Origin of the sequence: Leptospira bouyouniensis (genome assembly GCF_004769525.1) — a bacterium.
GTDB lineage: Bacteria > Spirochaetota > Leptospiria > Leptospirales > Leptospiraceae > Leptospira_A > Leptospira_A bouyouniensis.
On record NZ_RQFT01000010.1, the window covers coordinates 38,921 to 60,325 of the forward strand.

Genomic DNA, 21,405 nt, shown 5'->3' on the forward strand with positions numbered 1-21,405 from the left:
AGTTAAATACGTTCCTTCTCAAATGAAGGAACGTAAATTATCCGGTTGTTCGCAAACCACTTGCAATTGCATTCACAGTTACCAATAATTCTTCTAATAAAAACTCGTTTTGATTTTTTCTCCATTCACTAAGTAAATCGATTTGCTTTTCATGTAGAATGCAAAGACCAGGCTCTCTTAATTTAAGAGTTTCAATCAGCGACGGTCTTACTTCTCCAATTTCTTTTCCTCGTAAATTGTAAAGAACATCCATAGTTTTTTTGTATTCTACATCTATTTTGGTAAGGATCTTATTTTTAATTGCGGTATCTTCAACTAACTCAGAGTACATAGTGTATATTTTAGGAGATGCTGAATAAATACCAGTTTCAATATTTTTAATTAAATAATTTAAAAAATGCCATTCGTTGATTTCTTCTTTTAAAATTTGGAACTTTTCTTTCTTATTTTGACTTAAATCATAAAGAACAGAGCCAACACCGTACCAATTTGGCAAATGAAACCGCGATTGACTCCAGCTAAATACCCAAGGGATTGCACGTAAATCATTGAATGTGCGTTTACCTGTTCTTCGAGAAGGTCGCGATCCAATTTTTGAGTTTTCGATTGCATCAATTGGTGTTGCTTGTGAAAAAAAAGTTAAAAAACCTTCTGTATTCAACAAATCTGTATAAGTATCTTTTGTTTGGTGGGACAAGGATTCTAAAATTGGATATGCAGGATGATTCTTTTTTTGATTCCGTTGATGCCGTAATGTAACTTTTGTAGTAGTTGCAAGAAACAATTCTAAGTTATAAATAGCAGTAATTTTATTTGCATACTGTTGACTAATTGACTCGCCTTGTACGGTAACTCGAATTTCTCCATCCAATGTGCCATGAGGAAGGGCATCTAAAAATTTATGTGTTTTTCCGCCTCCTCTTGAAATACTCCCACCACGACCGTGAAAGAATTTAAGTTTAAAATGGTGACGTTTAGCAATTTCAGTTAATTTTATCTCCGTTGCATATAAATTCCATTGGCTTGCAAATATTCCTCCATCTTTATTGGAATCACTATAACCCAACATAATTTGAATGGATTGGTTCACAAAGGAGTTTCTTACGATTTTTTGTTTCAGATATGCTTCTAATATGTCTGGAGATCTTTCTAAGTCCTCTATCGTTTCAAATAGTGGAACCACTTGGAAAGGTGAAAGGAAACCTTTGTCTTCATTATATTCTAATAAATTCGTCTCTTTTAAGAATAAATAAACAAGCAGTAAGTCTGAAAGACTTTGGGTCATACTTACGATAAAACTACCAATACCACTTGTTCCAAATTCGGAGATAAATTGTTTGATGGATCTGAAAGTTGATAGAATGTTTGATGCCTCTTTTCCAGGATCTGAATCTTGTAAGAGGAAAGGTCTTTGTGTTTTAAGTTCATCTAAAATCCATTGTATTTTTTTTTCTTCAGTCCACTCACGATAGTTCCATTCTTCCTTCCCGGAAGTTTTCAAAATTTGTTCAATGGCAATTGCGTGATACACGGAGTTTTGACGAATATCTGTCTTGGCCAAATGAAACCCTATCGAAACAGCAAGTCTTTCCATAGGAAAAACATAATGCTTTGCAATTTTTTTAGCTCCAATCGCAATCAGTGATTCTCGTAAAAATAATAAATGTTCTGAATATTCCTGAATTGATATTTGATTATCGATTTTTTCGATTAGAAAACTACAATATTGTCTCCAAGGTTCATTTGGATTTCGATTTTTAACTTCTGGCGAAATTGATTTATGCTCTTCATGCCATAATTCTAATCGATCTAAAAATTCTATAGGCGGCGATTGGATGCGATCAGATAGAGATAAAAATTTTGTAAGTTCAATGCATTTGTTTTTGTGAATTTCTCTAGCATATTGACTAAATAAAGTTAATGTTTCATTTGTGATTTCATTTGTAACAAAAGGATGACCGTCACGATCACCTCCAATCCAGTTTCCAAATCGAATAGTTGGTATTAATTTGGGATCAGATACATCATCAAGGTGTCCACCTGATTGTTCCCACGCATGGAAAAATCTTTGGTCTAACTCATGTAAGACGTTTGGGAATACATTCCTTAGGTAGTATTCGATATTTCTTCTTTCACTTCTGATGTCGGGTTTATGAAGTAAAATTTCTCCTGTTCGCCAAAGTCTTTCGAGTTGGACTTTGATTTCCTCCCGAATGGTATTTTGTTCTAGATCTGTCCAAATTTTATTCTCTTTTTTAACAAGGAGTAAATATAAGTCTCGGTGGATTTCTAATACACTGGCACGTTTAGCTTCCGTTGGATGGGCGGTTAGAACTGGTTCACATATAATTTCTTTTAAAATAGGTAGTATCTCTTTGTGAGTGAATCCGTATTCTTTTGCTTTGGATAAAGATTGACCCCAAAGTCCAGATAGCGCTGTGAAGCCATCTTCTTTTTCCTGTTTTCTTCTGAATTGTGCAGCGGCATTTTCTTCCACCATATTGAGAAGTTGGAAACAAAGGCTAATGAGCTCGCTTATTTTTTTTGTTTGTTCTTTTTGTTTTTTGTTAGGTGAAATACTTAGATCGAAAGGTAAAAAGGGGATTAAATCTTTTTGTCCTATTTCTTCCAATACTTCTTTTAAACAATCTAGTAAATATATATAGTCGATCTGAATTTTTTGATCCACGGAATGTTTGGGTCTCCTAACCTTCGAGTGAATCAAAAAATAGATAGATTTCAAATCAATATCTTTTTGACCAAGCGGAACACCAACCGTGATTCGAAACAAGGCCCTTTGATAGGATATTACATTTCCCCCATCCCTCATTGATTTTGGTAAATTGAGAGCATGTAGCACAAAATTGGTTTTTTGCTTCGGGTAATTTTCGATCTGGATACAAATTGTAATCCGTCTTAATTGCATCCTGATGAAAACCTAATGCTTGTGCAGTGGGTTCATTTTCTGAAACAGGTGTTTCTCCTTCAGGAATGGGAATTGTTTTGGGTACAGGTTTTGATTCTTTTCCTGAAATGGCACTCTCTCCCCCGAATAGGGAGAGAGTGGATACAAGCACAATCAATTGATTTAAGAATTGTTTGCGACTGAATCGATTCATATTTTACTTAACGTCAAACCGATCAAGCATCATCACTTTGTTCCAAGCAGAAACAAAATCCTTTACAAACTTTTCTTTTGCATCATCGGAAGCGTACACTTCTGCGACTGCCCGAAGTTCAGAGTGAGATCCAAAGATCAAATCAACCGATGTTGCAGTCCATCGTTTAGTCCCTGTTTTACGATCTAGTCCTTCATATAAACCTTCTGTTTGTTCTGATTTCTGCCATTTTGTAGACATATCAAGGAGGTTCACAAAAAAGTCGTTCGATAAGACACCAGGTTTTGTTGTGAGAATCCCGTGTTTGGATTTTGCTGAATTGGCATCCAAGGAACGCATTCCTCCAAGCAACACTGTCATTTCTGGGATTGAAAGTGACAACATATTGGCTCTGTCAACTAACATCTCAGTAGGTGACATCAAGTTCCCTTCGCCATAATAGTTACGAAAAGCATCTGCTTTTGGTTCTAAAACAGAAAAGGAATACTCATCTGTTTGTTCGATTGTAGCATCTGTTCGACCTGGAGTAAATGGAACAGTTACCTTAACTCCAGCTTTTTTCGCAGCTTCTTCAATTGCAGCATTACCAGCTAGAACGATGAGGTCAGCAAGTGAAATTTTACTTCCTGATTTGTTAAACTCATCTTGGATTTGTTCTAGTTTTTTTAGAACTTTTGTTAATTCCTCTGGGTCATTCACTGCCCAATTTTTTTGGGGAGACAACCTGATTCTTGCGCCATTCGCACCACCACGCATGTCAGTGCTTCTAAAACTTGATGCTGATGCCCATGCTGTTCTTACTAGTTGTGGAATACTCAGACCAGATTTTAAGATTTTTCCTTTCAAACTTTCGATTTCTTTCGCACCAACTAACTTATGGTTAACGGCCGGCACTGGGTCTTGCCAAATCAATGGTTCTTTTGGTAAATCTTTTCCTATATAACGAGTCAGAGGTCCCATATCTCTGTGTGTTAATTTGAACCATGCTTTTGCAAATGCGAGTTCAAACTCTTTTGGATTTTCTTGGAAACGTTTAGCGATCACTTTATAACTTGGATCAAATTTTAAAGCCAAATCCGTAGTGAACATGATAGGAGCATGTCTTAAAGATTTGTCATGAGCATCTGGAACCATATTTGCGCCAGCTCCGTCTTTCGGAATCCATTGGATCGCACCTGCTGGACTTTTTGTTTGTACCCATTCAAAACCAAAAAGATTGTTTAGATATTGGGTGGTCCATTTTGTTGGGTTGGCAGTCCAAGCCCCTTCCAAACCACTTGTGATAGTATCTTCTGCGTTCCCTTTTTTATAATTATTCTTCCAACCAAACCCTTGTTCTTCGAGTCCAGCTGCAGCAGGTTCTTTTCCTACGTGTTTTGATGGGTCTGCTTTTCCGTGCGCTTTTCCAAAGGTGTGACCACCTGCGATGAGTGCCACGGTTTCTTCATCGTTCATTGCCATTCGGCCAAATGTTTCTCTTATGTCTTTAGCGGCTGCTAGTGGGTCCGGGTTACCATTCGGGCCTTCTGGGTTCACATAAATTAATCCCATTTGAACGGCAGCGAGTGGGTTTTTTAATTCCCGATTGCCTTTGTATCGTTCATCTTCTAAGAATTTTTTTTCAGGCCCCCAATACACGAGGTCTGCTTCCCAATCATCTGTTCGGCCACCTGCAAAACCATAGGTTTTAAATCCCATGGATTCCAATGCAACGTTTCCAGTTAATACCATGAGGTCGGCCCATGAAATTTTTTTGCCGTATTTCTTTTTGATCGGCCATAAAAGTCGTCTTGCTTTATCGAGGTTGGCGTTATCAGGCCAGCTGTTCAATGGTTCAAAACGTTGTTGCCCACCGCCAGCACCACCACGTCCATCCGATATACGATAGGTTCCCGCACTATGCCAAGCCATCCGAATGAAAAAAGGACCATAATGACCGTAATCAGAAGGCCACCAATCTTGTGATGTTTTCATCAAAACCTTAATTTCTTCTTTAAGGGCTTGTAAGTCCAATTCCTTAAATTCCTTTGCATAGTTGAATTGCCTTCCCAGTGGATTGGATTCAGATCCATGTTGGCGGAGTGGCGCCAAATCCAAGCGTTCTGGCCACCAAAACTGGTTCGGTACATTTTTGCGGTCTAACCCCGGTGTCTCTTTTGTGTCAGCGGCACCAATCGGGCCGAGGACCAACACAAGGAGAGCGATTGTGAAACGTCTGAAATTTCTCATACTGACCTTCTTTTCTAGATTTAGTATAGATTTAGATTTAATCTAATTGGGAGGGCAAGCAAAAAATTTTAGATTTAATCTAAATTTATACCGGAACTGAACCTTTTTTATTGTTTTGTCAACTGGAATGGATTTTTTTTCTGAATCAGATTCTCCATTCATCGGAGAAGGATTCAGGTCAAAGGGTCAATTTTTCCTTCCATAACGTGGCAGTTTGGAAAAGGGTTTCTTTCCTTTCTTTTTGCAGTCGGTGTAAATTTCCAACGAGGACAGAAGTCCTTGGGTTTTTTGAGAAAAAAGCCTCATGGGTTGCAACAAAAGACCAATAGAGTCCATCAACTGCCTGTTCCCATTCCCCTTTGGGAAAGGAACCCATCTTTTGATAATAGTTTGATCCGCAGATATATGGTTTGGTGGCAAAAATGCCTCCATCGCTAAAAAGTGCCATACCATATACATTGGGACCCATGACCCAATCCGAAGAATCAATGAACATTTCCATAAACCACTGATAGGCCTCTTTTGGATCAACCTCAAATAAAACCATTAGCGATCCAACAACCATCAGACGTTCAATGTGATGGGCATATCCATAATGATTACATTTTAATATGACAAAATCAAGTGGAGGAATGCCTGTTGTTCCATCATACCAATGTTTGGTGAGTTTTCTCTTGTGTGAAAAATAGTTTTTTGATTCTTGGAGCTCTCCAAAATTTTGATATATCCCTCTAATAAATTCACGCCAACCTAAAATTTGGCGGATAAATCCTTCAAGTGATTCTATTGGGATTCTATATTTGTTCGAATACTCCAAAGTAGATTCGATGACTTCCTTTGGTGTTAGCAAACCAACATTTAAAAATGGAGTTAAAACAGAATGTTGCAGAAAAGGATATTCTTGTGAAAAAGCATCTTCATAAGGTCCAAAAAGATCCAATCGTTCTTCTAAAAATTGATTTAGCCACTGTTTGGCGCTATTTCGATCTGTCGGCAACCAGAAATTTTCAGTGTTACCCGGATGATTTGGAAAATGTTTCTCAACAATTGAGAATACTTCTTTTTCAAAAGCAGTAAAATTCACTTTGGGTAAATCCTTTACAGAATACCCTTTCGGCAATTTTTTGCGATTATTTGTATCATAACTCCATTTCCCACCTATTGGTTCTTTGTTTTTGTCCAAAAGGATATTAAAAGTTCTTCTTTGGAATTCATAAAAAGTTTTCATAAATGGTTTTTTATGTTTAAGCAAATAATCAGAAAAATCTTTGCGTGAAGTCAAAAACATTGGGGATTTATGCTCAATCCAAATGGTTCCTGTTTGTTTGAATAATCGTTTGATTTTTGTTTCGAAAAATCGATCTTCTATTTCAAAAGTATGAAACTCTTCGATTTTTTTGTTTCTGATAAAATTTGATAATTGTATTTCATAGGATTCTGAATTGGGATCAAAGGCTTCGTAATGCACCAAAAATCCAAGGGATGTTAATTCTTTTGTATAAGCACGCATTGCCAGAAAGAAAAACAAAATTTTTTGTTTGTGAAAGCGATAGTAAGTACATAACTCTTTGTCTTCTCTGATGAAAACTATATAGTCTGATCGTTTTTCCTTGGGGATAATAGAGCTTAGATCAAACAGTTGGTTTCCGAGGATGAGAAGGGCTTTTTTCATTTGGTGCTTAGTTTTTAGACAAGTAAAGTGATTTGAATTGGATCTGATTTCTATGGAAAAGTTCTGTTCTATTTGGAAAAATCGAGTATAGTAAGATTGTGAATCTTCAAATATTGATAGGGAAAAAAACATACCGATTCCAAGACATTAAGGAAGTGTTGGCAAAGGCTAGTCCACTACGATCGGGAGATGTGTTGTCTGGTGTTGCCGCGATAAACCAAGAAGAACGGATAGCCGCACAGATGGTGTTAGCTGATATTTATTTATCAGATTTTTTAAATTTTGAACTCATTCCATCAAATATTGATGAAGTGACTCGCCTCATTCAGGAATCACATGACTCGGTTTCATTCAAAAAGATTTCTCATTTAACTGTAGGTGGGTTTCGAGACTTTTTACTTTCGGAAACAACAGATGAAAAGGTTTTGGAATCGATTCGAATGGCACTTACGCCGGAAATGGTTGCTGCAGTTTCCAAACTCATGTCCAACCAGGATTTGATTCTTGTTAGTCAAAAAATAAATATTATCACAAAGTTTAGAAATACGATAGGATTACCAGGGCGATTGTCTGTTCGATTGCAACCAAACCATCCCACTGATGAATTAAAAGGGATTGCTGCAAGTATCCTAGATGGATTATTATTGGGTAGCGGAGATGCTGTCATTGGCATCAACCCTGCCACAGACCATATCCCAACTTGTATAACCTTACTTGAAATGTTGGATACAATCATCCAAAAATATTCCATACCTACACAATCGTGTATATTAACTCATGTTACAACATCGATGCAAGTAATACAAAAAGGTGCTCCGCTAGATTTGGTTTTTCAATCCATTGGTGGGACGGAAGAATTAAATAAAAGTTTTGGTATCAACCTTTCTATGTTAGAAGAAGCAAGAGAGATGGCACTTTCTTTAAAAAGGGGAACAGTTGGAAATAATGTAATGTATTTTGAAACAGGCCAAGGAAGTGCTTTGTCCGCAGGTGCTCATCATGGAGTTGACCAACAAACATTAGAAGTACGAGCATATGCTGTTGCTAGAAAATTTTCGCCATTACTTGTGAATACTGTCGTTGGATTCATTGGTCCCGAATATTTATACAATGGTAAACAAATCATTCGTGCTGGTTTGGAGGATCATTTTTGTGGTAAACTGATGGGCTTACCTATGGGAGTTGATATTTGTTATACGAATCATGCGGATGCGGACCAGGATGATATGGATACATTACTCACTTTACTTGGGGTTGCGGGATGTAATTTTATTATGGGAATTCCAGGTGCTGATGATGTGATGTTATCTTACCAAAGTACATCTTTTCATGATGCATTATATTTAAGACAAGTTTTAGGACTCAAACCAACACCGGAATTTGAAAAATGGTTAGTTGACAATGGAATTTTTTCAAAGGACCAAAATTTTTTACCAATTGAAAATCAAATGGTATCCTTATTTGAAAATGGAATGAGGTTTTAACTAATATGTCAAGTTTGGAGCAATGGAAACAATTCACTCAGGCAAGGATTGGTTTGAACCGGTCAGGTGGTTCCATTTCCACCAAAGAAATGTTAAAGTTTCGATTAGACCATGCCAAGGCAAAAGATGCGGTTCTTCTTGAGCCGAATTGGGAGTTGATCCAAGAACAAACGAATGAACTTACGCAAAAATACGGAATTCAAAATCTATTTCTAAAAAGTAAAGTTTCCTCCAAACAAGAATATTTATTAAGGCCTGATTTGGGGCGAAGACTTTTCGAAGATTCAAAATTAAACTTGGAACCATTTTCTGATCGATATGATTTGAGCATCGTATGTATTGATGGTTTGTCAGCCAAAGCAATAGACGAAAACTTAGTTCCCTTTTTAGAACTTTTGTTTGCAGAGATTCAAAAAACAAAATTGTCTTTAGCTCCATTAGTATTTGCAAAATGGGGGAGAGTTGCTCTCGGAGATGAAATTGCCGAAATATTACATGCAAAAATTTGTCTTGTAATCATTGGTGAAAGACCAGGGCTCAGTGCCGCCGATAGTTTGGGCATCTATTTGACCTACGAACCTAAATTAGGGAATACCGATGAAAGCAGAAATTGTATCTCAAATGTGAGGCCTCTTGGACTTCCATTACCACTGGCAGTGAAAAAAACAATGTATTTAATTAACGAATGTTTGGCTCAGAAAAAATCTGGTGTACTCTTAAAAGACCAAATGCCTAGCGAAAATAATTACTTATCTCAGGAAAAATTAATCCTTGGAAACGCAGATAATTAAAAATTGAAGATGATACCAGCTAAGTTTTCATTTGAAAACATACACAAATTGTAAACACTGAATTGACAAAGGATGGGCATCTAGTTTTCTGAAATCATTCCGGGAGGAATGAGGTGCAATTCCTCAACTGACGGTGCAACCGTAAATTTCATTCCTAATCCATAGGATTGAAAAAGTCGGATCTTCCCACAAATGATTCGCCCGTACACGATCATTCGTTCTTTCATAGAAAGGGTCCCGGACAATTTAGCCGGATCACCTTTTTCAATAATAATGTGATTCAAGTATATAAGGAGTCACACAGTGAAAGATATATTAAATTCGCATAATGCACAAAATCCTAAAGAAATCGAAACTTCCAATAGAAAACATGAAGAAAAAATTTGTCCCAACTGCTTACGAATATTCGAATGTAAGGTTGGTTCTATCCAACTCTGTCAATGTACAAAAGTACAATTGACAAAAGCTGAGTCTGAATATTTGGCAAGTCAATTTAATGACTGTTTGTGTTTCCAATGTATGGAAGCATTGGCATTCGAGTATAGAATTAACAACTCTTACAAGCTGATTAATTGGAACTTTTAGAACTTTATTATTCTTCCATAAATTTCATAAAATTAGCAGAAGATTTAAGTTTTTCCATAAGGACTTTTAAAATTGTCACTAAATCTTTTTCTTTGTGTTCAAAAAAACGAATGATTTGTAAAATTTCCCAAACTTCTTTTCCAACTTCTAAAGTTTTTTTAACCATTGGTGGTGGATTATTCAGATAAAGATTTGCTCCAGCTGAATTGACCTTTTCAATCATAACCGCCAAATTTGTTGGGATTTTTGAAATATCAGTGACATATTTCCAGTTATAACTAAGACCCGTTAGGAGAGGATTGTCTAATCCATTAAATTCAGTTCTTGGATCATTTTTATAAATAACAATAGGTTTTCCAACTGCAAATGAAATACCGGTTTCGGAAATAGAACCATCGTCAGCTGGTCGACCATTCATATTAAAAACAGTGGCATTACATCGTTCAACAACTTGGTAAACATCCATTGCAAAAACCGCTTTTTGTACAAAAATCATAATATCTCTAAATATTTCACCAGAGATGATTGGGGTATTTACAAGGGCCATTACTTTGGCTACTTCAATCCCATCCCTCTGTGGAAGGTAAGTTTTATACCCAGCATTTTCTAGTGTTGTTGCAATACTTGCCATTGTGCTTAGTTCTTCTGGGCTAAACATTGGTCCTGAACAATAAATAATTTCGCTCATCATTTCCTCTTATTCACATGGATGATATTGACGAGAATTTGAATCAGACCAAAATTTGTTCATCTCAAATTTTGTTTGAATTTCAAAAAAGTTAGATGTTTGGTGGATTATAGGTCAACAACTACAAGTGTTATGTCATCATCAGGGACTGATTTTCCACAAAATGTTTTGACTTGTTCTAAAAGACCGTCAGCAAAGAGATCCGTTGAAAGATTTCTACCATTTTCAATGATATAATTGCTTAGCCGTTCATCTCCAAACATTTCTCCATCAAGATTCCTTGCTTCAGAAATTCCATCTGTGTATAAAATGACCCTGTCACCTTCAGCAAACGGCAAATCCAGAATTTCGTCTGGGATTTCCGGAAAACAACCAAGGATCCTTCCTTTTGGTCTTACAAGCTCCACTTTGTTTGTTTTCCTTCTATAAAAGGCAACAGGAGGGTGTCCAGCACTTGCATATAAAATTCTTTGGTATTCTAAATCAAAAAATAAATAACATGCAGTTACAAATTGTTTGTGAATTGAATCTAAAAGTAATTTGTTAATTCTTTTTAATACTTCGTTAGGTTTTTTAGAAACATGTTTTTGTAAATTAAATGCCATCTTGAACATTGCAGCAACTATCGCTGCGGGGATTCCGTGTCCCGATACATCTGCAATCACAACACCTAAACTATATTCGTCAGGTGTATGAAAGTCATAATAATCTCCACCAATGGCTGTCATCGGGTTGTATCTTGAAACAATTGTAGCTTTTCCCCCTGTTGGTGGATTTAAAGGAAGGGATGAATCTTGGATTTTTTTTGCAAGTTTAAGTTCAGCTTTTATGCTTAGATAATCTTCTTTTTCTTCAACTGCAGATTTCAAAAGGATGAGTGTGTTCACTCTAGCAAGAAGTTCCCTTTTATCAAAAGGTTTTCCTAAATAATCATTTGCCCCTGTTTCCAGTCCCGTTAGTACATCCTCAATTCTATTTTTCGCCGTTAACATTAATATTGGCATTTCATAAATGGAATAGGATTCTCTTAATATTTTACAAACTTGATAGCCACTCATTTTTGGCATCATGATATCTAATAAAACTAAGTCTGGTTTTATCTCATGTGCTACAGCAATTGCCGTCGGTCCATCTAACACTGGAACGACATTGAATCCGGATCCACTGAGTTGAATTTTTAGAACTTCTAAATTGATTGGATCATCATCAACTGCAAGAATTGTGAGGTTTCGATTCAAATCTTTCGAAAGATTGATACTAGAATCAACTCTTTCAATATAAGCTTGTTCAACAATAAAGTTACCTCTAAGGTCTTCAGTTGACATCCAAATATGTTTTCCTTCTGGATTTGGGTTTTGAATTTGTTGGAATTCTCTTTGTCCATTAGCAATTGGTAAAGTGAACTTAAAAATGGATCCTTTTCCTAATTCAGATTCAACGGATAATGTTCCAGTATGAAGTTCTACTAAATTTTTAGTGATAGAAAGTCCAAGTCCAACACCTCCAAAATTTCGCGAAATACTAGCATCTGCTTGTTCAAAGGGCGAAAATATTTTGGATTGGTCTTTTTCAGAAATTCCAATGCCGGTATCTGAAATGGAGATTTCTAAATAATCCATAAAACCATTGTTTATTGGTCGTACAGTGACTCGAATAACTCCAATTTCAGTGAATTTGATTGCGTTTCCGATTAAATTAAATAATATTTGTTGGATTCTACTTTCATCACCAAATACTAAGGCGGTATTGTCTGGAATTTCGCTTATTAATGTCAGACCTTTTTCTTTTGCGTTTCGATCTAATAGACTGAAAACTGTTTCAACCGAAGGTTGGATGGCAAGTGTGATTGGGAAAAGTGTGAATCTTCGATTTTTCATCATCGAAAAATCAAGTAAGTCATTAACCAAATTCGAAAGTCTTTTAGCTGAAGATGTAATTAAACCTAAATTTTTTGCGACTGCTTGATTCAGAACTCCCATTGTTCCTTCAAGTAATGATTCTGAAATACCAATAATTCCATTTAAAGGTGTTCGGAGTTCATGGGATGTATTCGATAAAAATTCATCTTTCATCTTATCCAATGAAACTAACTCTTCGTTTTTCTTTTCTAATTCACTTTTTAGTTGGTTTGTTATTTCATAGAGTTTTGCAAAACGTATGGATAATGCAAAAGACAAACTTAAAGTGTAAAATAAAAATCCTTCAGAGAGAGAACGATCTAAAATGGAAACATGAATTTGTAGGTAACTTAAGACAGAGAAAAAAACGGTGATACCTAAGCCAATTTGTCCGATTAAGATAATCATTGCGCCTGGTTCTCTATTGCGAACAGATTTAATATTAAAGCCGAATATGAAAAAAAGTTCTAATAAGGAAAGAATATCATTAATATTCAAAGTATACTTAGCATATAACTTCATCACCATTGGATGGAATGTAAAGAAGGATACGATTGCTATACTAAAATGAATCCACAGTATAACTTTAATCCACTTAGATGGTTTTTCTCCTGCGAAATCAAAAAAGAAAAGTACCCCAAAGATACCCATCAAGTTTAAAGCTGGATGGAATATATAGTGATTGAACCAGAAATTATCCCAAACAAAATATGGAAGTGATAGGTTCCCAAAGGTTGCAAATCCAGCAAGGATTGCAAAAAAGAAATACATTAAATAGGCACGTTCTCTACGACTTCTTAACCAAAGGATCAAACAATACACGGCGGAATAAAGAAACGCAAAACAGATTGCGGAATTCCACATGATGTATTTGTAGAATTTTTCTTGGATAAGGTTTGTTTCTCCCAAATAAAATTCTGAATTAACAAATCCACCCCAGCCAACATCGTCGGCCACTCGGACGACAATTGTATTTTCTCCATCAAAGTTGATAAGTTCTTTGGGGACAGAATACACATTGATACGGCTACTTTTTTTGATGAGTTCGCCTTTTTCGGAAATTAAACCAGTTCTGCCGACAAGAGCTCCATTGATATAAATTTCGTTCGCATCAGCAATGATGGGTGTGAGGATACTTATATTTTTATTTTTAAAATCATTGGAAACTTGGAACTTATGTCTGTACCACCCAATTTGAAAACCTGACAATCCCGAGTTATTCCACTGTGCAGGGACTGAAAGTTCGCGCCAGTCGGAGTCTGGAAATTCTTTGTTTGCCTGTAAAAGGTCGTCTTTCGAAGAAAATTTCCAAGGACCTGATAATTTGACAAGCTCAGAAGGATTGTTTAATGGAAAGGATAATTGGTCTGGGCTCGCAATGATTGGTTGTAAATTTAGAAATACAACATAAATCGCAAATAAATACCGAAATTTCATTACAAAACCAATGAGAAAAACTAAGATTTTACATCATTGGTCTGTATGGTTGATTTTATCCAAGAACAAAAGGGTCTGATTTCAAGGAAAACAAGGGGGGATTCATACTTTTTAAAAACGAACATCAAACATTGCTTAGAGAATTTTAGGTTGTCAAAATGCTTAAAAATATAACAAATATTAGCGATCTTTGTCTGAGTATGTATAAATTGTTTTCGTATAACGGATACTAGATTTTGCATTTACAATTTTTTTGAAAATGTTTTGTTTGGTTCAATATACGTTAAGTTAAAAGGTTGTTTAATGAAAATTAATAAAATAATTCCGTCCATAATTTTGATCTGTCTTGCAATTGGTTGTAAATCAATGCCTTCCCAAAATCCAGCAGCAAAAGACAGCTCTGTTTTAGCAGTAGAGATGCGAGTCAAACAATTTTTGGGAAGTCAAATTGCCTCCAGAGTGTATGTTGTTCGTATTGATAAAAAAGTAAATCCTAGCCAATCTCTTATCGTCAAAACTCCAACGATTGCCTCCAATTGGTCTGACCGCGGAGTTGTTTATTATCTAAATGTTGAGCCAGGTGAGTATGCGGTTGTTGCAATGGAATACGAAGTAGAACAACCACCACAACAAACTTCTTCTACAACTTCTGGGAACGTAACCGTTACTACTTCTTCCGGTGGTGGAAAAACTGTTTATACTGTGATCACAAGTGCTGAAGTTGCTGAAAAATCAAAAACAAAATTAGGCGTAGGCCAAATTGGTTATATGGGAAGTTTTTTAATTGATACTAACAAAGATTATGAAACTGCCGATGATATTCAAAAACATTACGCTAACATCCTGCGACCAAATATGCTTAGTAATACTGGAATGTTTGGCAAATTAATTGCTGTTGATTTACTTGGCACACTCGTTTCTCATAAAAAGGATGAAGAAACGATCAAAGAATTCAAAGAAGATGCAAAAAAATCTTTTGCAGAAACTCCTTGGAGTTACTTAACAGAAAAGTAATCAATCTAAGTTATTGGGATTTGAAAAAATCCCACATAACATCATTGGCAATGATTGCTTTTGAAGTTGGTCCTCCACCTAAAAATATGGAGGGCTTTTCTCCACCTGGCCAAGAATGTCCTCCGTCTTCTGTAACACATAATTTCACTTTGACTCCGTCCTTACATCCAGAGTATTCATCACATTGGACTTCTTGGTTCTTTAAAATAATTTTTGGACTAGAGTTACACTCATTCAATTGAACCCATTTGGAAATTGTTTTTGGGACTGATACAAAGTCGGTAATGAGTGTTCGATCAGTAAAGCTGGAACCGGCACCTCCGTAAAATAAAACTCGATCATCATTTTTTGCATGGATATGAAAAATCGAAATTGGTTTTGAAGGCCGGCAATCGATAGTGTTATCAGTTCCTGCAACTGCCGTGATTGCCGCAAAAGTATCTGTCATATAACAGGCAAGTTGGTATGACATCATTGCACCATTTGACATTCCAGTTGAGTAGATTCTCTTTTTGTCTATATTTGCCTTGTTTGTTAGGTGATTTAGAATTGATTTCACAAATCCTATATCATCAATGTTTTGTTTTTTTGATTCACCACAACAGTTTCCTGCATTCCAAGTTGCAATTTTACCAGATCGATATTCGCTGAATCCATTGGGAAAAACGACTATATGTCCAATTTCTTCTGATTTGGATATTTGGTGATAATACTCTTCATTAGATTGTATATCCATATTACCACCACCACCATGAAAAACAAATAATAGTGGAACACTCACACTCCCGTCATAACTTTTTGGTACATGGATTTTGTAGTAACGGGTGAGATCTTGATGAAGGATCGAAAATACATAATCACCTGGATTTGTTATCGATTGGCTTAAGTCACTTGATGCAGTTGGAGCGGGTAAATCTTTCATTTTTTTTTGAAATCGTTCTTTTAAGGATGATCGTATGAAACCACGTTCACAAACACTAAGTGATATGAGACAAAGACATAAAAGTATTCTTTTCAAAAGTAAAAACTGCATTTTCATTTTTTTCATGTCATGATCCAATGTTTAGATTCCAACAGCAAAATCTAAATTCAAATCATACACCAAATACAAAAAAATGAAATGAAAAGTTTAAAAAAATTATGAAGTTGTTACCAAAATTTGGTCTTTAATGTTTGCAAGAATCTCTAATGAACGAATTCTTTTTTGGGTATCAAAAATTGAGGATACTACCATCACTTCATTTACTTTCATTTCATTGATGGTAGTATTTATTTTTTCCTTGATTGTGTTTTCACTACCAACTGCGGAAATTGATAACATTTGATTAGCCATTTGTTTTTCAGTCTCAGACCAAAGTGAATCCATGTTGGAAACGGGTGGTGGGAAGGGTGCCCGTTTGTTTCTTAAAATACCTAGAAAGGATTGTTGTACGCTTGAAAATAAATAATCTGCTTCTGCATCCGTATCGGCGGCAATGACATTCATCGCCATCATCACATATGGTTTGTCCAAATATTGAGATTGTCTAAATTGTTTTTTATAAATGGATACTGCATCTTTCAGGTAGGTGGGTGCAAAATGAGAAGCGAAAGCAAATGGTAGTCCAAGTAATGCAGCAAGTTGTGCACCAAACAAACTTGAACCTAAAATCCATACAGGAACATTTGTGTCATATCCTGGGATTGCATTTACTTTTCCTTCTTCTTTGTCGGAAGATAAATATTCTAATAATTCTTTGACATCTTCCGGAAAATGTTGGGAAGCCATGGGATCTTTACGTAAAGCTCGTAAGGTGAGTTGATCAGTGCCAGGTGCTCTTCCTAAACCTAAATCAATTCGATTTGGGTATAAACTTTCTAATGTTCCAAATTGTTCTGCAATGACAAGAGGTGAGTGGTTGGGTAACATGATGCCACCAGCACCCACTCGAATTGTTTTTGTATGCCCTGCAATATGCCCAATCACAACGGATGTGGCAGCACTTGCAATGGATGGAAAGTTATGATGTTCTGCGATCCAAATCCTATGGTAACCTAGTGATTCAGCAACCTTTGCAATTTGTACACTGTTTTGAATGGCATCTCTCGGAGTTTCCCCTTGGTTGATAAACACTAAATCTAAGATTGAAAATTCCATGTACTATTACACATTTCCAGTTCATGATTATTTCTGTAAATGGAGAAATCTTTAAAATTTAAATGCAACTTCAAAATCAAATGCGCCTGTTATGTGGCAAATATTAAGTTTTCAAAAAAATAATATAAAAAATGAAATCGATTTGATACTTCACTTCGTCTAAGCAAACGTAGTTTTTTTGAAAGAGTTACATTATAAAAAAATACAATGAGAATCCACATAACAAAAGCAAAGATTCCTAATGAATTAGAATTAGTGGCAAAAGACCTTTTTATTTATGATTCTAAACATAAAAATAAGGAAACGCTCAATTTTTTTGCCGATGGTTTTCCTGGAATTGTGTTTTTTCATTCTCCTTCACCAGTTCGCGTTATCGTTGGAAATCTTTCTAAAGAAATGGAACCTGTTTTTATCTATGGGCAAACCTTAGAACCAATTCAGATTGAAATAGAAGGTCCATTTTTTTTTATGATGGTTCAACTCTTCCCTAGTTTCATTGGAGCGACATTAGGAATCCCTATAGGTGAACTTACGAATTCTTGTTGGACAATCCCAAAATCAGAATGGCAAAGTGAAACTAATTTTGAGATATCAATGCAAAAACAATCAACAGAGTTAGCCAAGGATGCAATCTTTCGATTTTTAATAAACAAATCTAAGTATTTTGTCCCTGACACCACATTACAAAATTGTATGAAAACGATATTGAACTCAAATGGGAATTGTGAGATCAAAAGGATTGCAAGTTCGATTGGAATGTCTGAAAGAACTTTGCAACGTAAATTCCAACAATATGTAGGTTTAACACCAAAACAATTTGCTACGATCATTCGTTTTCAAACAAGCTTACAAGAATTAAAAGATGTGCAAAAGACAAAATTAACAGAGATCGCCTATGACAATGGTTACTCTGATCAATCTCATTTTATCAGACAGTTTAAATCATTTACGAAAGAAAAACCATTTCAATTCAGAGAAAAAAAAGAATCAATGTCGGGTTTGTCCAATTTTTAATTTTATAACTTTGGTATCTTTATGTAATGAAACCAATAACTTTAATATTAGGATCTAGTGGAAAAACTGGATCACGAATTCTAAATAAACTCACCCAACTAAACTATCCATTACGATTGGGATCAAGAAAGACTATACCCGCTTTTGATTGGGAAAAACCAGAAGGATGGGATGATGTTATAAAAGGTGTCGACCAAATTTATATTTCATACCAACCTGATTTGGCACATCCAAATTCGATCCATCATATCCAGAAACTCATCGAACTTTCTAAAAAATACAATGTAAAAAGAATTGTTCTTCTTTCAGGAAGAGGTGAACCAGAGGCCGAAGCTTGTGAAAAGTTAGTTGAGAACTCTGGGTTGGAGTGGACCATCTTACGATCTAGTTGGTTTTCTCAAAATTTTAGTGAAGGGATGTTCCTTGGTCAAATATTAGAAAGAAAAGTAATTTTCCCAAAATTAAAATCTACAGAACCGTTTGTCGATTTGGAGGATTTAACTGATCTTGCTGTTGATGCTTTGGTGAAAAATGTTCATATTGGAAAAAAATATGAGTTAACTGGACCAACACTGCTAAGTTTCCAAGATGCTTTTGGTCAAATTGCAAAAGAATTGAATGAGACCATATATTTCGAAGAAATACCATTGGATGCATATATCAAAATCTTGGGAGAATTTGGTTTGGACCAAGATACCATTTGGCTTATCCGCTATTTGTTCGAAACTGTTTTAGATGGAAGGAACGAGACAGTTGTTTCAGATTTTGAGAAAGCGATGGGTAAAAAACCAAAAGCATTTAAGGATTATGTGAAGGAGACTGCAAAATCCGGAGTTTGGAATGTAGCATCAACATAAATAATATACACCCATTGAATTGAAACCACCTAAACATAAGTAATTCGGTTTAGGTGGTTCCCTTTTTATGTTATAGCATCTCTTTTATTTTTGCATTCGTATATTTTTGATACGAATTGATTTACTGTTCATTCGGATAACCTCCGTAAGTCATTTTTCCAATCATATAAATGGGACTTTTCCCTTCGGATACTACCCTTTGGTTTAATTTTGATTGGAGTTCTAACAAAGTAGTTGAAGGATAGGTTGTGTTTTCTTTGTTTACGATCAGAGCGTAATGATAAGACGAAGATTCGTTCTCATCTGGATCCAAATCATCCCAGAGATATAATATATTTCCGGATCCAATTTCACGACTAGGATCATTTTTTAAGACCAATTCATTGGTCTGATTTAGTGGAAGATTGGGAATCAAACCCGAAACTATTTTTTTCTCGGTGATCACCAAAATTTGATTTGGATCAAAATGTGGAGGAAGGTAAAACTCTGAAGGAGCATTCGAATGTCTTCCTCTCCACACAACGAATAAAAATCGTTTGTCTCCAAAGTATTTTGCTTCGTTTGTACCTGGTTTGATTGCAGCCCAAGAAAATAATTTATTCCACGTATCAAATCCAATTGCATTGTAGTGGCTTGTCATGACTCGACCTTGTGACCTGCGGAGGTAAGCTCTAGAAATTACAAATGGATCCACGTTAAAACTGGTTCCATAATTACCGACAACAGAAAAATCTTCATCATTCCATGCATCTTTTGTCGTGATGAGTTTTGTTGGATTTCCATTTTTATATTCTGAATGGTGGTCATAATAATAATCCCAATGCCATTGGGTTCCCGAAACGATTGGATTATAAAAATCGGCAAATCTCGTTTTTGTACTTTGAGTTTTGTCAGAAATCTCCATCGCTTGGTATACTGCATTAATCATTCGCGGAGTATCTTTTGCACCACTACCTTTTAACCACATTCCAAATTCGCTAAGAAACATTGGTATTTTTAAGAACCTAGCTTCCGTTCGTATCTCATCTAAGTATTTAAAATAGGTGGCATTGTCGATCCCTGTTAAATCAACTCCCATTCGACCTGCATCATAAAAATGGGAATTAAATACAAAACCTTGACCAGGAGGTGCATTTAAATGTCCACCACCAGTAGCCGGTGCAATCGCCGAACCTATGTTTGTATTCCAAAAAACAAGTGGTTCTGCAAAGACCCATTTTTTTTCCCAACCGTTTTGATTGAGAATGGTTCTGATCTTTTGGTACATAGGCCAGAGTTTTTCATTATCCCAACGTTTTGGAGTAAGACCTTCCATACCTCCATCAACTGGTTCATTAAATGGATCTAAACCTATGATATATGAAAATTCTTCTGTTGTTAAATGATTTTTAATATAAGTAATTGTTTTTTGAATTTGCCAGAGGTATTCCGTTTGCATATAACGAATTCCTGCTGAAGTATTCACTGGTGCATTATTCCAAAAATTTCGGAATGCTCTTCGAATGGCTTCATTTGTTAAATTGTTTTGGCTCCAGCTGGCACAAACAATCCCACAATATTCTTTTGGATAATTTCCATTCTTTGTGATCCACAAAGGTGCCCCATTCCCTGTATGCCATGAATTTTGATTGAAGAGGTGTCTTGAAAACAAGTCTTGGTGGTAATCAATCAAAACATAAATTCGTTTTGATGTGGCTTTTTTAATTTGCGAAACTACTTCATTTAAGTAGGATTCATCAATGGTATCAACTTCTGGATGAACACCTTCCCAAGCGATGGTGTATCGAATCATATTTGATCCAGTTGTTTTGCTGAGTCCCTTTATCGCTTCTTCCGCATCGTTTGAATTTCGAAACGCTTTAAATCCATGTTCTTTTAATTTTACGTTTCCTGAAACGTTGAAACCTCGAAAGGAAACTTCACGTCCTAATCCATCCATCCATATGGCGTCGATCCAATTCCCGTAAGATTTATTTGTTACGGAAAGCTCAGATTCTTCAGAAGTGTCGATGTAATTGAGGTCATGCGAGATGGAAGTAGATGAATTCCAATTTCTAGTTCCATTCTTCACTGCTGGTTCAACTTGTGCTACATTCGACGATTGTAATATTGGAAGTAGATTTTGGATCCCTTCCTCTTTTGGAGCACAATACAAATGTAAGGTGACTAGTATCAAACTAGTAAATTGTTTTTTATATGAACGTGGTTCGTTTGGTTGGTCCATTGTTTCCTCGGGGTCGCATTTCACGATACTGGACAGTTCCGCTTTAATGATCGACAGTTGTCGAGTAAAAAATGACACACAAATACCATCATTTAACCGAAGCCAATCGGATGGAATGCCTAGAATCGCCTAATACTGGCATTTTCTGAACACTGGTCAAAGAAAACCCGACTTCTGTCGATTATTTTCTTGCCATATTTTTAACATCGTTTAGACTAAAAGACTCCAGATTTGACCCAAGGGATTCCTTCGGACA

15 protein-coding genes are annotated in these 21,405 nt (G+C 35.9%); 6 read left to right on the forward strand and 9 right to left on the reverse strand.

The window, feature by feature from the left end; genetic code table 11:
- Window positions 1-37: 37 nt before the first annotated feature.
- From EHQ43_RS10500 to EHQ43_RS10515, 4 genes are all read right to left on the reverse strand, one after another.
- Window positions 38-2,689, reverse strand: a complete 2,652-nt coding sequence (locus EHQ43_RS10500) for a phosphoenolpyruvate carboxylase (protein ID WP_167481784.1) — start codon at window positions 2,687-2,689, stop codon at window positions 38-40.
- 55 nt (window positions 2,690-2,744) lie between these two features.
- Entirely contained in the window at window positions 2,745-3,119 is a 375-nt protein-coding gene (locus EHQ43_RS10505) for a high-potential iron-sulfur protein (RefSeq protein ID WP_135742849.1), read from the reverse strand.
- Between the two features lie 3 nt (window positions 3,120-3,122).
- On the reverse strand, window positions 3,123-5,348 hold the full coding sequence (katG, locus tag EHQ43_RS10510; RefSeq protein ID WP_135771182.1) for a catalase/peroxidase HPI: 2,226 nt from the start codon (window positions 5,346-5,348) through the stop codon (window positions 3,123-3,125).
- Between the two features lie 178 nt (window positions 5,349-5,526).
- The gene (locus EHQ43_RS10515; RefSeq protein ID WP_135771183.1) at window positions 5,527-7,020 is read right to left on the reverse strand and encodes a cryptochrome/photolyase family protein; all 1,494 of its coding nucleotides are present in this window, start codon (window positions 7,018-7,020) and stop codon (window positions 5,527-5,529) included.
- A 98-nt stretch (window positions 7,021-7,118) separates the two neighbouring features.
- Here EHQ43_RS10515 and EHQ43_RS10520 point away from each other — a divergent pair, with 98 nt between their 5' ends.
- The 3 genes from EHQ43_RS10520 to EHQ43_RS10530 all read left to right on the forward strand — a co-directional run bounded on the left by EHQ43_RS10520 (window position 7,119) and on the right by EHQ43_RS10530 (window position 9,880).
- Entirely contained in the window at window positions 7,119-8,504 is a 1,386-nt protein-coding gene (locus EHQ43_RS10520) for an ethanolamine ammonia-lyase subunit EutB (protein ID WP_135771184.1), read from the forward strand.
- A 5-nt stretch (window positions 8,505-8,509) separates the two neighbouring features.
- Window positions 8,510-9,295: an ethanolamine ammonia-lyase subunit EutC gene (gene eutC / locus EHQ43_RS10525; protein ID WP_135753041.1), complete on the forward strand. Its 786-nt coding sequence runs from the start codon at window positions 8,510-8,512 to the stop codon at window positions 9,293-9,295.
- 303 nt (window positions 9,296-9,598) lie between these two features.
- Window positions 9,599-9,880, forward strand: a complete 282-nt coding sequence (locus EHQ43_RS10530; protein ID WP_244242760.1) for a cysteine-rich CWC family protein — start codon at window positions 9,599-9,601, stop codon at window positions 9,878-9,880.
- 7 nt (window positions 9,881-9,887) lie between these two features.
- Here EHQ43_RS10530 and EHQ43_RS10535 read toward each other — a convergent pair whose 3' ends face one another.
- Window positions 9,888-10,568 carry a nucleoside 2-deoxyribosyltransferase gene (locus EHQ43_RS10535; protein WP_135753040.1) on the reverse strand — a complete coding sequence of 227 codons (681 nt, stop codon included), beginning with the start codon at window positions 10,566-10,568 and terminating at the stop codon, window positions 9,888-9,890.
- 107 nt (window positions 10,569-10,675) lie between these two features.
- Window positions 10,676-13,903: a SpoIIE family protein phosphatase gene (locus EHQ43_RS10540; RefSeq protein ID WP_135771185.1), complete on the reverse strand. Its 3,228-nt coding sequence runs from the start codon at window positions 13,901-13,903 to the stop codon at window positions 10,676-10,678.
- Window positions 13,904-14,269: 366 nt separating this feature from the next.
- Here EHQ43_RS10540 and EHQ43_RS10545 point away from each other — a divergent pair, with 366 nt between their 5' ends.
- Window positions 14,270-14,917, forward strand: a complete 648-nt coding sequence (locus tag EHQ43_RS10545) for a hypothetical protein (RefSeq protein ID WP_244242761.1) — start codon at window positions 14,270-14,272, stop codon at window positions 14,915-14,917.
- 10 nt (window positions 14,918-14,927) lie between these two features.
- Here EHQ43_RS10545 and EHQ43_RS10550 read toward each other — a convergent pair whose 3' ends face one another.
- Entirely contained in the window at window positions 14,928-15,956 is a 1,029-nt protein-coding gene (locus tag EHQ43_RS10550) for a CE1 family esterase (protein WP_135771279.1), read from the reverse strand.
- Window positions 15,957-16,055: 99 nt separating this feature from the next.
- Window positions 16,056-17,054 (reverse strand): LLM class flavin-dependent oxidoreductase, encoded by a 999-nt coding sequence (locus tag EHQ43_RS10555; RefSeq protein WP_135742862.1) that lies wholly within the window; start codon window positions 17,052-17,054, stop codon window positions 16,056-16,058.
- Window positions 17,055-17,261: 207 nt separating this feature from the next.
- Between EHQ43_RS10555 and EHQ43_RS10560 the strand changes: the two genes are divergently transcribed.
- Window positions 17,262-18,068 carry a helix-turn-helix domain-containing protein gene (locus EHQ43_RS10560; RefSeq protein WP_135742863.1) on the forward strand — a complete coding sequence of 269 codons (807 nt, stop codon included), beginning with the start codon at window positions 17,262-17,264 and terminating at the stop codon, window positions 18,066-18,068.
- A gap of 26 nt (window positions 18,069-18,094) precedes the next feature.
- Window positions 18,095-18,925, forward strand: coding sequence for an NAD(P)H-binding protein (locus tag EHQ43_RS10565; protein ID WP_135771187.1), 831 nt, complete (start codon window positions 18,095-18,097; stop codon window positions 18,923-18,925).
- A 121-nt stretch (window positions 18,926-19,046) separates the two neighbouring features.
- Here the strand turns inward: EHQ43_RS10565 and EHQ43_RS10570 are convergent, their stop codons facing one another.
- Window positions 19,047-21,149: a cellulase family glycosylhydrolase gene (locus EHQ43_RS10570; RefSeq protein ID WP_135771188.1), complete on the reverse strand. Its 2,103-nt coding sequence runs from the start codon at window positions 21,147-21,149 to the stop codon at window positions 19,047-19,049.
- Between the last annotated feature and the right edge of the window lie 256 nt (window positions 21,150-21,405).

Excerpts from the sequence above, each read along its gene's own strand:
- EHQ43_RS10505 (WP_135742849.1), bottom strand. The coding sequence starts at position 3,119 with ATGAATCGATTCAGTCGCAAACAATTCTTAAATCAATTGATTGTGCTT.
- katG (WP_135771182.1), bottom strand. The coding sequence starts at position 5,348 with ATGAGAAATTTCAGACGTTTCACAATCGCTCTCCTTGTGTTGGTCCTC.
- EHQ43_RS10515 (WP_135771183.1), bottom strand. The coding sequence starts at position 7,020 with ATGAAAAAAGCCCTTCTCATCCTCGGAAACCAACTGTTTGATCTAAGC.
- eutC (WP_135753041.1), top strand. The coding sequence starts at position 8,510 with ATGTCAAGTTTGGAGCAATGGAAACAATTCACTCAGGCAAGGATTGGT.
- EHQ43_RS10535 (WP_135753040.1), bottom strand. The coding sequence starts at position 10,568 with ATGAGCGAAATTATTTATTGTTCAGGACCAATGTTTAGCCCAGAAGAA.
- EHQ43_RS10540 (WP_135771185.1), bottom strand. The coding sequence starts at position 13,903 with ATGAAATTTCGGTATTTATTTGCGATTTATGTTGTATTTCTAAATTTA.
- EHQ43_RS10545 (WP_244242761.1), top strand. The coding sequence starts at position 14,270 with ATGCCTTCCCAAAATCCAGCAGCAAAAGACAGCTCTGTTTTAGCAGTA.
- EHQ43_RS10550 (WP_135771279.1), bottom strand. The coding sequence starts at position 15,956 with ATGAAAATGCAGTTTTTACTTTTGAAAAGAATACTTTTATGTCTTTGT.
- EHQ43_RS10555 (WP_135742862.1), bottom strand. The coding sequence starts at position 17,054 with ATGGAATTTTCAATCTTAGATTTAGTGTTTATCAACCAAGGGGAAACT.
- EHQ43_RS10560 (WP_135742863.1), top strand. The coding sequence starts at position 17,262 with ATGAGAATCCACATAACAAAAGCAAAGATTCCTAATGAATTAGAATTA.
- EHQ43_RS10565 (WP_135771187.1), top strand. The coding sequence starts at position 18,095 with ATGAAACCAATAACTTTAATATTAGGATCTAGTGGAAAAACTGGATCA.
- EHQ43_RS10570 (WP_135771188.1), bottom strand. The coding sequence starts at position 21,149 with ATGGACCAACCAAACGAACCACGTTCATATAAAAAACAATTTACTAGT.